Source organism: Streptomyces sp. NPDC102270 (genome assembly GCF_044766405.1).
Lineage (GTDB): Bacteria > Actinomycetota > Actinomycetes > Streptomycetales > Streptomycetaceae > Streptomyces.
Genome location: NZ_JBIWLX010000012.1, coordinates 167,419 through 182,232, shown reverse-complemented (window position 1 = coordinate 182,232; position 14,814 = coordinate 167,419). Strand labels below are relative to the sequence as shown.

The window sequence follows — 14,814 nt, the reverse complement described above, 5'->3', positions numbered from 1 at the left end:
AGGTGTCGTCGACGCCCCAGACCACAGCGCGGATGCTCATGGACCCGACGGTACCCGGCGTCCCGGGCCGCGTCCGGTGATTGCGGGCCCTCAGGAGGGGTCGGGCGCGACGAAGAAGTCCGTGAGGAAGCAGGTGACCTCGCCGGAGGCGGACCGTCCGATCCAGGTGGGGTAGAAGCCGTCTCCCCAGCCGGAGGTGAAGGCGGCGAGGGTGTGGCCGGTGGAGGGGGACGTGACCAGGTGCGGGCCGCCGGACCAGTCACTGTTCTCGAAGGCGTCCCACAGCGGGCCCTCGTCCTCCTGCGCCTCCGGGAAGGCCTCCTCCGCGGCGGCGTCGTAGAAGCAGCCGGTCCCGGCGTCCACGCCGTAGCCGAAGAACTCGTCGTCCTTGAGCTCCGCGGGATCCTGCTCGGGGCGCAGGGCCAACTCCCAGACGGTGGCAGGCTCGTCGCGGATGACCAGGCGGGCGGCCGCCACCCTCAGGTGGGGCTTGGCAGCCGGGGGCTGGTCGGGCCGGGCGAGGGTCGCGACGGCCGCCTCCACGCGGTAGCGGCCGGGGGGCACGGCGACCGTGAACGGCTCGATGTCCCCGGAGCCGAGGTAGACGAACGGGTCGCAGGCGACGACCCGTCCGGTGGGCAGGTCGAGCTCCCCTCCCCCGGCCACGTGGATCACGCCGGTCGTCCCGGAGTCGTGGGCGAAGGTGCTGCCCGGTGTGAACAGCCAGGTGTAGTCGCGGGGGGACATCGGCATGGACGTGCCTTTCCGGATCTCGTGCGGGTGAGCCGGAACCCTAGTGCGCGGCACTGACAGTGACGCGTGAGGGGCGGCACCCGGAGTCCTGGTGCCGCCCCTCACGCGTGCGTGCCCTAGGCGGCCAGCTTCTCCAGCGCCGCGTCGATGCGGGCCAGTGTCGTCTCCTTGCCCAGGATCTCCAGGGACTCGAAGAGGGGCAGGCCGACCGTGCGGCCGGTGACGGCCACGCGGACCGGGGCCTGGGCCTTGCCGAGCTTGAGGCCGTGGGTCTCGCCGGCGGCCAGGACGGCCTCCTTGAGGGACTCCGGCGAGGTCCAGTCGGCCGACTCCAGCTTCTCGCGGGCCGTGCGCAGGACGGCGTCCGAGCCCTCCTTCATCGCCTTGGTCCAGGAGGGCTCGTCGAAGACCGGCTCCGGGAGGAACAGGAAGTCGACGTTGTCGGTGATCTCGGAGAGGACCTTGAGCCGGGTCTGGGCGTGCGGGGCGATCGCCTGCCACTTCGTCTCGTCGAAGTCCTCCGGGGACCACGGGGCGAAGGGGGCCTTCAGCCACGGGGCGCAGCGCTCCGTGAAGTCCTTCACGTCCAGGAGACGGATGTGGTCGGCGTTGATCGCCTCGCACTTCTTCAGGTCGAAGCGCGCCGGGTTGGGGTTCACGTCCGCGATGTCGAAGGCCGCGATCAGCTCGTCGGTGGTGAAGATGTCCTTGTCCGCCGAGAGCGACCAGCCCAGCAGCGACAGGTAGTTGAGCAGGCCCTCGGGCAGGAAGCCGCGCTCCCGGTAGAGGTTGAGCGAGGCCTGCGGGTCACGCTTGGAGAGCTTCTTGTTGCCCTCGCCCATCACGTACGGCAGGTGCCCGAAGGCGGGCACGGACTTCGCCACGCCCAGCTCGATCAGCGCCTTGTACAGGGCGATCTGGCGCGGGGTGGAGGACAGCAGGTCCTCGCCGCGCAGGACGTGCGTGATCTCCATCAGCGCGTCGTCGACGGGGTTCACGAGCGTGTAGAGGGGCGCCCCGTTGGCCCGCACGATCCCGTAGTCCGGCACGTTCTCCGGGGTGAACGTCAGCTCGCCGCGGACCAGGTCCGTGAAGGTGATCGTCTCGTCGGGCATACGGAAGCGGACGATGGGCGTACGGCCCTCGGCGACGTACGTGGAGACCTGCTCGTCGGTCAGGTCGCGGCAGTGACCGTCGTAGCCGGAGGGCTTGCCGGCGGCGCGGGCGGCCTCGCGACGGGTGTCCAGCTCCTGCTGGGAGCAGTAGCAGTGGTAGGCGTGACCGGCGTCCAGGAGCTTGGCGGCGACGTCCTTGTAGAGGTCCATGCGCTGCGACTGCCGGTACGGCGCGTGCGGGCCGCCGACCTCGGGGCCCTCGTCCCAGTCGAAGCCCAGCCAGCGCATCGAGTCGAGCAGCTGGTTGTAGGACTCCTCGGAGTCGCGGGCCGCGTCGGTGTCCTCGATGCGGAAGACGAGCGTGCCCTGGTGGTGCCGGGCGAACGCCCAGTTGAACAGGGCGGTGCGGACCAGGCCCACATGGGGGTTACCGGTGGGCGAGGGGCAGAAACGTACGCGGACGGGTGCGCTAGCCACGCTTGACAACCTTGTTGGTGAGAGTGCCGATGCCTTCGATGGTGACGGCGACCTCGTCGCCGACGGTGAGCGGCCCGACGCCTGCCGGGGTGCCCGTGAGGATCACGTCGCCGGGGAGCAGCGTCATGGCCTCGGAGATGTTGACGATCAGATCCTCGATTCCGTGGATCATCTCGCTGGTCCGGCCGAGCTGGCGTTGCTCGCCGTTGACGGTGAGCTGGACCGTCAGGTCGGAGGCCGTCTCCAGGTCCAGGCCGGTCTCCACCCAGGGGCCGAGCGGGCAGGAGGTGTCGAAGCCCTTGGCCCGCGCCCACTGCCTCTCGCGCTTCTGGACGTCCCGGGCGGTGATGTCGTTCGCGCAGGTGTAGCCGAAGATGACGTCCTTGACGCGCTCGCGCGGGACCTCGCGGCACATCCGGCCGATGACGACGGCCAGTTCGGCCTCGTGGTGGACGTCCGCGGAGAAGGACGGGTACTGGATGTCGTCGCCGGGGCCGATCACCGAGGTGGAGGGCTTGAAGAAGGCGAACGGGACGTCCGGGACGGCGTTGCCCAGTTCCTTCGCGTGGTCGGCGTAGTTGCGGCCGTACGCCACGACCTTGTTGGGGAGCACCGGCGGCAGCAGCCTGACCTTGCTCAGCGGGACCTTCGTACCGGAGAGCTCGAAGTCCGCGAACGGGATGCCCTTGATGATGTCGAGGACGAACTCGTCCGGCCTGTCGCCCTCGACCGCGCCGAAGGCGACGTTCCCGTCGATGGAGAATCTGGCGATGCGCACGGGATCTGGGCGCCCCTCTACTCGGCCGGCTGGAGTCTGATGCTCCAGGCTAACGCGGGGAGGGGTCCTTGCCTCGCGCAATACGCCCGGGCCACCTGCCCGAAGGGCGGTGATCCGGGCGCGCTACGGTTACTTGGCCGCGGAGACCGGGATCTCCATCAGGACCGTACGCCGGGGGTTGGCGGTCTGGGCGGGGAGGTCGAGCGGGTGCTCCGGCTGCTCCGGGGTCTGCAGTGCGTCGGCGCCCTCGAGGTGCGCCAGCGTCGTGCGCCGCGGGTTGGCAATGTTGCGGAACATCATCGTCGTCTTCACGGTTGTACTCGACCTCGAATGTGGTGGGTTGGACAGATGCGGCCTTCTTGTAAAGCGTCAGGCTAAACATTGTCTTCCCTCCCGAACTTGCGAAGACCCCGTGATCGCCATGTGAGTTTGCTCACTTACGTATGGGTAAACCGGACAATTCCGAGCCACAACTCACCCCAACGAAACGGACATTGCCCCCCTGAAGCCATCATTCCGCTCCTGATCATGGCGACTGGGACACCTCCCCCCGCAGGGAGACTCGCGGGCCTATGTCCGATATCGACATGAACGCATTCCACGCCCCGTGACACCACCCTCACGTGGTGTCACGTAGGTCACGGTCTGACCCATGGACCTTGTTGGAGATCCTGCACTGTGCTGGAATTCCACGGACCGCCGCGGGATCGAACCGGCGCACAGAGGGCGCAGAGAATGCGCCGAGCGGCGGTGAGAAGGGGGAGGCAGCGCCGGTCACTCACGACCACCCGGGGTGCGTATTCAGGGCGCTCCCCACAACGCCGACACCGTGCTCCGCCGTTCTGCGGAGGAGCGCCTGGTCCAGAGGTTGCGACGCTAGTGCAGGGACGTTTCAAGAGGGATGGCAGCGCTTCGGCCGAGCCGGAGCGGCACGGCGGGACTGGCCCCAATGTCGGCAGTTCCTCCCCCCAGCACGCCCAGAACCCGGGCCAGTCGGCCGACGGCGGTTCCGGCACCGGGCGCCTCGGCATGTCGGCGTCCCCGGGCCCCGCGGCCACGCCGACGGTGAAGCCCCCGAAGGGCCCGAGCGGCCCGGGGTCGCGCATGGCCCTGCGCAACTGGCGTATCTCCACGCGCCTGGTGTCGCTGCTCGCGCTCCCCGTCGTGGCGGCCACATCGCTGGGCGCGCTGCGCATCAACGACTCCATGAACGACATCCAGCAGCTCGACAACATGAAGCTGCTGACGGAGATGACCAAGCAGGCCACCGAGCTGGCCGCCGCCCTCCAGGACGAGCGCGACCAGTCGGCCGGGCCGCTGGCGCACAACTCCACGGCGAGCAACATCACGGTCAAGGGTTACCGGGACAAGACGGACCGCGCCGCGACCAACTTCATCAACGCCGCCGAGGACATCGACACCGCCGGCAAGGACGGCAACCTCCAGGGCGTCCGCGACAGCCTCGTCGGCCTGGTCCGCGACCTGGACACGCTGAGCAAGATCCGCAGCGACGCCTACGAGACCAAGGGCAACGCCACCCAGACGGTGGAGTCCTACCACCGCCTGATCACCCACCTGCTGGGCCTCTCCCAGGACATGGCCGAGGCCACCAGCAATCCGGACATGATCCAGCGCACGCGTGCCCTGTCGGCCTTCTCCTCCGCCAAGGAGTACGCCTCCATCCAGCGCGCGGTCCTCGCCGCGGCCCTGCCGGCCAACAACACGAGCCTCGGCGACCTCAGCGAGAACGACCGGCTGTACGCCCAGGGCGCCCTGGAGAGCGAGGAGTCCGACCTCAGCAGCTTCCGGAGCATCTACGGCGACGACAGCGCCGAGACACTCCTCAAGCCCATCGAGAACGGCAGCTCCACCATCGAGGCCGCCGACCAGTACGCCGGCCGTGCTTTCGGCCGGCCGGAGGGCCTGGCCGACCTGGACCGGCGTTCCTACAAGGACTGGGTCGACGACAGCTCGACCAAGATCCAGCAGATGGGCAACATCGAGCACTCGCTGCTCGAGGACATGGAGCAGAAGGCCCGCGAGCTGCGCAACGCCACCGAGCGTGACGCGATCATCGCCGGTGCGCTGATCCTGCTCGTGCTGGGTGTCTCCCTGGTCGGCGCCTTCGTCGTCGCCCGATCCATGATCCGCTCGCTGCGCCGCCTGCAGGAGACCGCCACCAAGGTCGCCCAGGACCGCCTGCCCGAGCTGGTCAAGCAGCTGTCCGAGTCCGACCCGCAGGACGTCGACACGTCCGTGGAGTCGGTCGGTGTGCACTCCCGGGACGAGATCGGCCGGGTGGCCGCGGCCTTCGACGACGTGCACCGCGAGGCGGTCCGCCTCGCCGCCGAACAGGCCCTGCTGCGGGGCAACGTCAACGCGATGTTCACCAACCTCTCGCGCCGCTCCCAGGGCCTCATCCAGCGTCAGCTCTCGCTCATCTCCGAACTGGAGTCCCGCGAGGCCGACCCGGACCAGCTGTCCTCGCTCTTCAAGCTCGACCACCTCGCGACGCGTATGCGCCGTAACGGTGAGAACCTCCTCGTCCTCGCCGGTGAGGAGCCCGGCCGCCGCTGGACCCGCCCGGTCCCGCTGGTCGACGTGCTCCGCGCCGCCGCGTCCGAGGTGGAGCAGTACGAGCGCATCGAGCTGGCCTCCGTGCCGACCACCGAAGTGGCCGGCCGCGTGGTCAACGACCTCGTGCACCTGCTCGCCGAGCTGCTGGAGAACGCGACCTCGTTCTCCTCCCCGCAGACCAAGGTCAAGGTCACCGGTCACGCGCTGCCCGACGGCCGGGTCCTGATCGAGATCCACGACACCGGCATCGGCCTCTCCCCCGAGGACCTCGCCGCGATCAACGAGCGGCTCGCCTCGCCGCCCACCGTGGACGTCTCCGTCTCCCGCCGCATGGGCCTGTTCGTGGTCGGCCGGCTGTCCCAGCGCCACGGCATCCGTATCCAGCTGCGCCCGTCCGACTCCGGTGGTACGACCGCGCTGGTCATGCTGCCCGTCGATGTCGCCCAGGGCGGCAAGAAGCCCCAGCCGCAGCCCAAGTCGGGTCAGGGTGCCCCCGGTGTTCCCGCCGCGGCGCAGGCCGCCGCCGGTGTGGCCGCGGCCCGTCGTGGCGGCGGCCACGGCCAGGGCGGCGGCGCCCTCGGCGGTGCTCCCGGCGGCCCGAGCGGTGGCGCTCTCGGCGCCGGCGCCTCCTCGGGCGGACGCCTCAACGCCGGTCAGGGACCGCGGGCCGCGCTGCCCGGCAGTGGCCAGGGCGGTCGTCCCGGTGCGCCGGGCGGACAGCGCGGACCGCAGGGTCCGGGTATGCCTCCGCAGGGCCGGCCGGCTCCGGCCGGAGCCGGCGCCGGGTTCGGCGGCCAGGCGCCGGGTGCCCCGCAGGGCCTCCAGGCCGCGGGCACGGGCGGTCCGGGCCAGGACGCCTTCAGTGGTCAGGACTCTTTCGGCGGCGGACAGGACGCCTTCGGCGGCCGGGGGTCCGTACCCCCGCAGTCGCAGGCCCCGAACGCCGGCCAGGCTCCCGAGCCGGGCGGCCGGCGCCGGCGGCCGCAGCTTCCGGGCCGCGGTGGTCCGCGGGCCGAGCTGCCCGGCGGCGACCAGCAGCCCCGCACCCCGAGCTGGAGCGACGAGAACGCGCAGCCGCCGGTGCCGCGCGCCTCGCTCGACGTCCCGCGCGGCCACGACGAGCAGGACCCCGCCGCCACCTCGCGCATGCCGCGGATCGAGCAGCACCAGGGTCCGGCGAGCACCTCCGAGTTCCCCCGCCCGGACTTCAACGCCCCGCAGAACACCGGTCAGTTCGCGAGGCCCGGCACCAGCGGCCCGCAGAACACCGGCCAGTACCCGCGCCCGGGATCCGGCGGGCCCCAGGACACGGGCGAGTTCCCCCGCCCGGGCATGAACGACCCGGGCAACACGGGTGGGTTCGTCCGCCCGGACGTCTTCGGCACCGCGTCCGGACAGAACGGCGGCTCGCAGAACAGCGGCTCCCAGACCGGGCAGTTCGCGACTCCGCAGGCCTACGACAACGGCTCGACCGGCCAGTTCGCGATGCCGGGCTACGACGGCGACTCCACCGGTCAGCACTCGCTGCCGGGCCGCCAGGACCCCGCGTCCACGGGTCAGTTCGAGCGGCCCCAGACCAACGGCGCCGACTTCGGTGCCCCGCGGCCGCCCATGCCGCCGCGTCCTCAGCAGCGGCCGGTCCGCCAGGAGCCGGAGGCGTTGCCGCCCGCGGGTCCCGGTGACGGCCGTACGCCGCTGTACGACACGTTGGAGACCAACTGGTTCCACGGCAGCCAGCAGCAGGGACAGGAGCAGCCGGTCAACGGCAACGGCTCCTCCCCGGCCGAGGCTCCGCGGCAGCAGCAGGCTCCGGCGGCCCCCCAGAGTTCTGCCGCCGCTCCGCAACGACCCGCGGCCTCCGCGGGCTGGCGCAGCTCACCCAATGACGACCTCGTCCGGCAGGCGGAGCGTGTGCGCCAGCCGGCCGCGGGCGGTGTCACCACTTCCGGTCTGCCGCGCCGGGTGCCCAGGGCGAACCTCGTCCCGGGTACGGCTCAGCAGCAACAGCACCAAACCGGTCCGCAGGTCTCGCGTTCGCCTGACGACGTTCGCGGCCGGCTGACCAATCTCCGTCGGGGTATCGCACAAGGTCGTCAGGTCGGCGGTAACGGCCAGACGGGCAGCTTCCCGAACCCCACTCACCAGCAGGAGCGTTAGTTGAGCCCGATGAGCCAGGCGGCACAGAACCTCAACTGGTTGATCACCAACTTCGTGGACAACACCCCAGGGGTGTCCCACACCGTCGTCGTGTCCGCCGACGGCCTCCTTCTGGCGATGTCCGAGGGCTTCCCGCGCGACCGTGCCGACCAGCTGGCGGCCGTCGCCTCCGGGCTGACCTCGCTCACGGCGGGCGCCTCGCGGATCTTCGAGGGCGGCAGCGTGGCCCAGACCGTCGTGGAGATGGAGCGGGGATTCCTCTTCCTCATGTCCGTCTCGGACGGTTCGTCGCTCGCGGTGCTCGCGCATCCGGAATGCGACATCGGCCTCGTCGGCTACGAGATGGCACTGCTCGTCGACCGCGCGGGCGCCGTGCTCACACCCGATCTGCGAGCCGAGCTTCAAGGCAGTCTGCTCCACTGACCCGCCCGGATCCACCTGTCTCACCACATCACCGTCCGGCCGCCACAATCCCCCCACCGGCCTCACCAGACGGCTAGCCAGATCGACTTGCTGTCCCGCCCGGAGGATTCATGACCCCGCCCACCGCCTCTCATGATCCGTACGCGGAGCCGTACGAGGATGAGGGCGACCAGCCGCTGGTACGTCCGTACGCGATGACCGGTGGCCGGACCCGGCCGCGCTACCAGCTCGCCATCGAGGCTCTGATCAGCACCACGGCCGACCCGGCGGCGCTGATGGGGCTGCTCCCCGAGCATCAGCGCATCTGCCATCTGTGCCGAGAGGTGAAGTCGGTCGCCGAGGTCTCGGCGCTGCTCGCCATGCCGCTCGGGGTGGCCAGGATCCTCGTCGCGGACCTCGCCGAGGCCGGCCTGGTGGCCATCCACCAGCCGGGCGGCGACGAGAACAACGGCGGCGCTCCTGACGTGACGCTGCTCGAAAGGGTGCTCAGTGGACTTCGCAAGCTCTGACGCGGGGCGGACCACCACCTCCGCGAAGATCGTGGTGGCGGGTGGCTTCGGCGTGGGCAAGACCACGTTCGTCGGCGCGGTCTCCGAGATCAACCCGCTGCGCACCGAGGCCGTCATGACGTCCGCGTCGGCCGGCATCGACGACCTCACCCACACCGGGGACAAGACGACCACCACGGTCGCCATGGACTTCGGCCGCATCACCCTCGACCAGGACCTGATCCTGTACCTCTTCGGTACGCCCGGACAGGACCGCTTCTGGTTCATGTGGGACGACCTGGTCCGCGGCGCCATCGGCGCGGTGGTGCTGGTGGACACCCGGCGTCTCGCCGACTGTTTCCCGGCGGTGGACTACTTCGAGAACAGCGGCCTGCCCTTCGTCGTGGCCCTCAACGGCTTCGACGGGCACCAGCCGTACGCCCCCGAGGAGGTGCGCGAGGCCCTGCAGATCGGGCCGGACGCCCCGATCATCACGACGGACGCCCGGCACCGGTCGGATGCCAAGAGTGCCCTGATCACACTGGTCGAGCACGCCCTCATGGCGCGTCTGCGGTAACGCCCCAAGGACATGTCGAGCGGCTGCCAAATCAAAAGCGTCATACGGCAGTTGTCGTAGATGTCCCGGAGCCGGCTGTGGCCTTGGACACGGTCGGCCCCGGTGTTCATAACGTTTCGGCAGAGGAATCGGATGGTACGGCCACGCGTGGTTGCCAACCGGTCTCGCTGCGCTCACAACAGCCCCGTCATTTGACGGGGCTCGCTCTTTATGACCGTTTTATCTAGGGCTTACATCACGCGGAATCTCCGCGTACCAATGTTTGGTGGTGCGCAGGCCGTCGTGCTGGAATGCCTGAACTGCCCAATAGTCAAAGACGTACTCACTAGTCGATGGCGTACTGGGCTCTGAGAGACTGCGGCACAACGTAGGTGCCGACCCCTCCGAGAGGTTGTTGGTCGAGTGAGGCGAAGCAAGAACGGTCCCGAGCCGTCGGCCCGGGGCAACTTCACCCCGCCGCCGCGCGGAGCGGCGTCCGCCCCTGTGTCCGGTCCGGAGCCGACGGCCGCGCCGCCGTCCAGCGGTGGCCGGTTCTCCCCGCGCAACTGGCGGGTGCCCACCCGGCTGAACGCGATTCTGCTCATACCCGTGATCGTCGGCCTCGTCATGGGCGGCTTCCAGGTCAAGAGCTCGATCGACACCTGGCGTGAGGCCCAGGACGCGGAGAACACCGCGCGTCTGGTGCGAGCCTCCCTCAGCTACGCCGACGCCCTCTACCAGGAGCGCGACAGCTCCGCCGCCCCCTTGCTGAGCGGCGAGGGCCAGGACAACGCCACGGTCGTCGCCGCCCGCAAGAAGACCGACGAGGCCGCGGACGCCTTCGACGAGGCCACCCAGAACATGCCGGACAAGGCGGGCCTCAAGCGCCGCCTCCAGTTGTTCAGGGACGGCGAGGGAGGCCTCCAGACGCTGCGCGCGGGCGCCTACACCTCCTCCAAGCTCACCGGCGTGAAGACCGAAGAGGGCTACACGCAGATCGCGCACCCGCTCACCGAGTTCGCCAACGAGCTCGGCCTGGGCACCGGCAACATCACCAGCTACGGCCGTACCGTCTACGCCATCGAGCTCACCAAGGCGGCCCTGTCGCTGCAGCGCTCCATCGGCATGCACCTGCTGATCAAGCCCGGCCCGGGACTGAGCAGCTTCGCCAGCCAGAAGGTCGCCCTCTCCTCGTACGCGTACCTGGAGGGCATCGCCGTCGAGGAGTACGTCGGCGGTGGCACCGCGGCCGACGCGGCGAAGCTCGACACCGCGAAGAAGCAGATCCAGGCGGAGGGCGCGGCGCTGGCCAAGGAGGCCGCCGCCAAGAACCCCGACTACGTCCCGCCGCCGTCCAACCCGGTGGACATGGTCTCCGCCATCGCCCAGCTGCCGTCGATGAACGACAGCGCCCGTCAGGCCCTCGGCAAGGACGGCATCACCGCCGAGAACTGGTGGGCGGTCAACACCCTCAAGTACAACGCCTACCGCCAGATCGAGACCGACCTGGCCGACACCGCGGTGAACGAGGCCGCGAGCATCGCCGACAACGCCAAGCGGGACGCGTTCATCGTGGGTGCCGCAGTCGTGGTCGCCCTGCTCCTCGCGTTCATCCTGGCCGGCGCCGTGGCCCGGCAGATGTCCCGTTCGATGCGCCAGCTGCGCAACGCCGCCTTCGGCATAGCCGAGCAGCGCCTGCCGATGCTCGTCGACCAGCTCTCGCGCACCGACCCCGGACGGGTGGACACCCGGGTCCAGCCGATCCCCATCAACACCAAGGACGAGATCGGCGAGGTCGCCCGCGCCTTCGACCAGGTCCACCGCGAGGCCGTACGACTCGCCTCCGAGCAGGCCCTGCTGCGGGGCAACATCAACGCGATCTTCACCAACCTGTCCCGGCGCAACCAGTCGCTGATCGAGGGCCAGCTGACCCTGATCACCGAACTGGAGAACAACGAGGCCGACCCGGACCAGCTGGAGAACCTCTTCCGTCTGGACCACCTCGCGACCCGTATGCGCCGCAACGGCGAGAACCTCCTGGTCCTCGCCGGCGAGGAGCCCGGCCGCCGCTGGGACCAGCCGGTCCCGCTGGTCGACGTGCTGCGTGCCGCCTCCTCCGAGGTGGAGCAGTACGAGCGCGTCGAGCTGTCCGGCGTCCCCGAGGCCGAGATCCACGGCCGTGCGGTCACCGACCTCGTGCACCTGCTCGCCGAGCTGCTGGAGAACGCGACGACGTTCTCCTCGCCGCAGACCAAGGTCCGCGTCACCGCGACCCGGCTGCCCGACGGCCGCATCATGATCGAGATCCACGACAAGGGCATCGGCCTGACCGCCGAGGACTTCGCGGACATCAACCACAAGCTGGCCAACCCGCCGACCGTGGACGCCGCGATCTCCCAGCGCATGGGCCTGTTCGTGGTCGGCCGGCTGTCCGACCGGCACGGCATCCGCGTCCAGCTGCGCCCCTCGGGCGAGCAGGCCGGTACCACCTCGCTGGTCATGCTGCCCGACGCGATCACCCACGGCGGTGGCGGCGAGCAGCAGCCGGCCGCGGACGAGTTCACCGTCTCGCAGATCATGCCGGAGCAGCACTACCCGGGTGAGGACTTCAACACCGGTCTGCCGATGCGTACGGCCGCGGAGCTCGGCTTCGACGACAGCCGCTACTCCGAGGTCCCGGACGACATACGCGAGCTGGACCCGGTCGGCCGCTCCCTGATGCGTGAGGAGCGCCGCGCGGCCCTGGAGGCCCAGAGCCAGGACGGGCCGCCCGCCCTGCAGGGCCCGGAGTCGTCGTACACCGACGCGTACGACGCCACCGGCAGCGGCCGGCAGAACGGCTACGACAACAGCCGCAACGGCTACCCCGAGCAGCAGCCCGCCTCGTACGACCAGCAGACGTCGTACGAGGAGGCTCAGCAGGCGCCGTACGAGGAGCAGCGGCAGACGTCGTACGAGGAGCCGAAGCGCCCGGCGTACGACGAGCCGTACTACGCGCAGAACGGCGGCCTGCCGCAGAACGAGACGTTCTCCCCGGGCGGCGGCTACCCGGAGCCCTCCTATGCGGAGCCGGTCCAGGAGGAGCCCGCGGCGGTGCACGCGGCTGCCCCGGAGACCTTCTCGGGCTTCGAGGAGCGTCGCTACCAGGATGACTGGCCGCAGGCGGACGGTTACCGGGGCGGCTACCCGGACCAGTACGCTCCGGAAGCGGAATCCGCGCAGGCCGCTGACGTGAGTGAGCGCGACCGCGTAGGCTTCGACCGACCGGGGCCGGCCCCAGCCGCCGTGGGTCATGAACTGACCGACGCAGGGCTCCCCCGCCGTGGCTCCCCCGGCAGCGGTGCGAACGGCTCGAACGGCACGCGGCAAGCGACCCAGGAGCAGCCGGCCTCCGCGCCGGAGAGCAACGGCGGCGGCGACCTCTGGCGGTCGTCCAACGACGAGCGGTGGCAGCAGGCCTCCCAGCTCCGGAAGCCCAAGGCGGGCGGGGTCACCTCCTCCGGTCTGCCGCGGCGGGTGCCCAAGGCCAACCTGGTCGAGGGAGCCGCCGAAGCCAGCCCCCAGGGAGGCCCGTCGGTCTCCCGCGCTCCCGAGGACGTCCGGGGCAGGCTGAGCAATTTGCGTCGCGGCGTGCAGCGGGGCCGCAGCGCAGGCAGTGAAACGAACGGTCAGGGCTTCGGTCCTGACAGCACCTACAACCAGGAGCGTTAGTGTGAGCCCGATGAGCCAGGCGGCGCAGAACCTGAACTGGTTGATCACCAACTTCGTGGACAACACCCCGGGTGTGTCCCACACGGTGGTGGTCTCCGCCGACGGACTCCTTCTGGCGATGTCCGAAGGCTTTCCCCGCGACCGTGCCGACCAGCTTGCGGCCGTTGCCTCCGGTCTGACCTCGCTGACCGCGGGTGCCTCGCGCATCTTCGAGGGCGGCGCGGTGAACCAGACGGTTGTGGAGATGGAGCGGGGATTCCTGTTCATCATGTCCGTGTCGGACGGTTCCTCGCTAGCGGTCCTCGCGCACCCCGAGGCGGACATCGGCCTCATCGGGTACGAGATGGCCCTTCTGGTGGACCGTGCCGGTTCGGTCCTGACGCCCGATCTGCGTGCAGAGCTCCAGGGCAGCCTGCTCAACTGACAGACAGACGGTGCGTTTTGGCGTCCCGGGGCCGTAAGGTTTCGGGACGCGGCTCCACACAGCGTGATGGGTGCCCGGCACAGTCGGAGGAGGAGAAAAAGTGGCAACACCCCCAGGTGGTTCATCTGGCAATTGGTCGTACGGCCCTGGCCAGGGTCAGAACGACGGTTCCCAGAACCCGAACCGCTACAACTTCCCCTCCGCACCGAGCCAGCGGCGCCAGCAGCCGTACGCGCCGCAGGGCCCCGGCCCGTCGCCGTACGACCAGCCGGCGGCCCCGCGCATCCAGCCCGTGCAGCCGCATCGACGCTCCCCTGAGCCTTCCCCCGCGGGAGGCGCCAGCAACCCCCTGGTGCGCCCGTACGCCATGACAGGCGGCCGCACCAGGCCGCGCTACCAGCTCGCCATCGAGGCGCTGGTGCACACCACCGCGCAGCCGCACCAGATGCAGGGCCAGTTGCCCGAGCATCAGCGGATCTGCAACCTCTGCCGTGAGATCAAGTCGGTGGCCGAGATCTCGGCCCTCCTCACGATCCCTCTCGGCGTGGCCAGGATCCTCGTCGCCGACTTGGCGGAGGCGGGCCTGGTCGCCATCCATCAGCCCGGCGGCGACGAGAGCGCCGGCGGCCAGCCAGACGTGACACTGCTCGAAAGGGTGCTCAGTGGACTTCGCAAGCTCTAGCGGAGGGCCTTCCCGCTCCACCACGTCCGCGAAGATCGTGGTGGCTGGCGGCTTCGGCGTGGGCAAGACCACGTTCGTCGGCGCCGTCTCGGAGATCAACCCGCTGCGCACCGAGGCCGTCATGACGTCCGCGTCGGCCGGCATCGACGACCTCACCCACACCGGGGACAAGACGACCACCACGGTCGCCATGGACTTCGGCCGCATCACCCTCGACCAGGACCTGATCCTGTACCTCTTCGGTACGCCCGGACAGGACCGCTTCTGGTTCATGTGGGACGACCTGGTCCGCGGCGCCATCGGCGCGATCGTCCTCGTGGACACGAGGCGCCTCGCCGACTGTTTCCCGGCGGTGGACTACTTCGAGAACTCGGGGCTTCCTTTTGTGATCGCCCTGAACGGGTTCGACGGGAACCAGCCGTACAACCCGGACGAGGTCCGGGAGGCTCTGCAGATCGGGCCGGACACGCCGATCATCACGACGGACGCGCGGCACCGGGCGGACGCGAAGTCGGCGCTCATCACGCTCGTGGAGCACGCACTCATGGCTCGCTTGCGGTAAGTGGTTCTGTTTGCGGCTACTGGGCTGCCACGGACGGTTGTACGCCGTCTGCGGCAGCCCGGTGGCTTGTCGTGCGGTTCCCCGCGCCCCTTTGGGGCACGTCTAAGGGCC

12 protein-coding genes are annotated in these 14,814 nt (G+C 70.0%); 8 read left to right on the top strand and 4 right to left on the bottom strand.

The window, feature by feature from the left end:
* Positions 1-90: 90 nt before the first annotated feature.
* The 4 genes from ACIRP7_RS25815 to ACIRP7_RS25800 form a co-directional block, all read right to left on the bottom strand.
* On the bottom strand, positions 91-753 hold the full coding sequence (locus tag ACIRP7_RS25815; protein WP_403663983.1) for a DUF4241 domain-containing protein: 663 nt from the start codon (positions 751-753) through the stop codon (positions 91-93).
* Between the two features lie 116 nt (positions 754-869).
* Entirely contained in the window at positions 870-2,354 is a 1,485-nt protein-coding gene (gene gltX, locus ACIRP7_RS25810) for a glutamate--tRNA ligase (protein WP_403663980.1), read from the bottom strand.
* Positions 2,338-3,123, bottom strand: coding sequence for a fumarylacetoacetate hydrolase family protein (locus tag ACIRP7_RS25805; protein WP_403663977.1), 786 nt, complete (start codon positions 3,121-3,123; stop codon positions 2,338-2,340). The genes gltX and ACIRP7_RS25805 overlap by 17 nt, the downstream gene beginning before the upstream one ends.
* 129 nt (positions 3,124-3,252) lie before the next feature.
* Positions 3,253-3,435 carry a hypothetical protein gene (locus ACIRP7_RS25800; RefSeq protein ID WP_352389385.1) on the bottom strand — a complete coding sequence of 61 codons (183 nt, stop codon included), beginning with the start codon at positions 3,433-3,435 and terminating at the stop codon, positions 3,253-3,255.
* A 567-nt stretch (positions 3,436-4,002) separates the two neighbouring features.
* On the opposite strand from ACIRP7_RS25800, the gene ACIRP7_RS25795 reads away from it, so the two are divergent.
* The 8 genes from ACIRP7_RS25795 (at position 4,003) to ACIRP7_RS25760 (ending at position 14,703) form a co-directional block, all read left to right on the top strand.
* Entirely contained in the window at positions 4,003-7,857 is a 3,855-nt protein-coding gene (locus tag ACIRP7_RS25795) for a nitrate- and nitrite sensing domain-containing protein (protein ID WP_403663974.1), read from the top strand.
* Between the two features lie 9 nt (positions 7,858-7,866).
* Positions 7,867-8,280, top strand: coding sequence for a roadblock/LC7 domain-containing protein (locus tag ACIRP7_RS25790; protein ID WP_003993189.1), 414 nt, complete (start codon positions 7,867-7,869; stop codon positions 8,278-8,280).
* A gap of 110 nt (positions 8,281-8,390) precedes the next feature.
* Positions 8,391-8,789, top strand: a complete 399-nt coding sequence (locus ACIRP7_RS25785) for a DUF742 domain-containing protein (protein ID WP_003973454.1) — start codon at positions 8,391-8,393, stop codon at positions 8,787-8,789.
* Positions 8,770-9,345: an ATP/GTP-binding protein gene (locus ACIRP7_RS25780; RefSeq protein ID WP_123991819.1), complete on the top strand. Its 576-nt coding sequence runs from the start codon at positions 8,770-8,772 to the stop codon at positions 9,343-9,345. The genes ACIRP7_RS25785 and ACIRP7_RS25780 overlap by 20 nt, the downstream gene beginning before the upstream one ends.
* Before the next feature lie 402 nt (positions 9,346-9,747).
* The gene (locus ACIRP7_RS25775) at positions 9,748-13,035 is read left to right on the top strand and encodes a nitrate- and nitrite sensing domain-containing protein (RefSeq protein ID WP_403663970.1); all 3,288 of its coding nucleotides are present in this window, start codon (positions 9,748-9,750) and stop codon (positions 13,033-13,035) included.
* 10 nt (positions 13,036-13,045) lie between these two features.
* Positions 13,046-13,459 carry a roadblock/LC7 domain-containing protein gene (locus ACIRP7_RS25770; protein ID WP_007384910.1) on the top strand — a complete coding sequence of 138 codons (414 nt, stop codon included), beginning with the start codon at positions 13,046-13,048 and terminating at the stop codon, positions 13,457-13,459.
* 100 nt (positions 13,460-13,559) lie between these two features.
* Complete coding sequence (locus ACIRP7_RS25765) at positions 13,560-14,141, top strand: DUF742 domain-containing protein (RefSeq protein ID WP_352389382.1); 582 nt, start codon at positions 13,560-13,562, stop codon at positions 14,139-14,141.
* Entirely contained in the window at positions 14,122-14,703 is a 582-nt protein-coding gene (locus ACIRP7_RS25760) for an ATP/GTP-binding protein (RefSeq protein ID WP_026248371.1), read from the top strand. The genes ACIRP7_RS25765 and ACIRP7_RS25760 overlap by 20 nt, the downstream gene beginning before the upstream one ends.
* Positions 14,704-14,814: the final 111 nt, after the last annotated feature.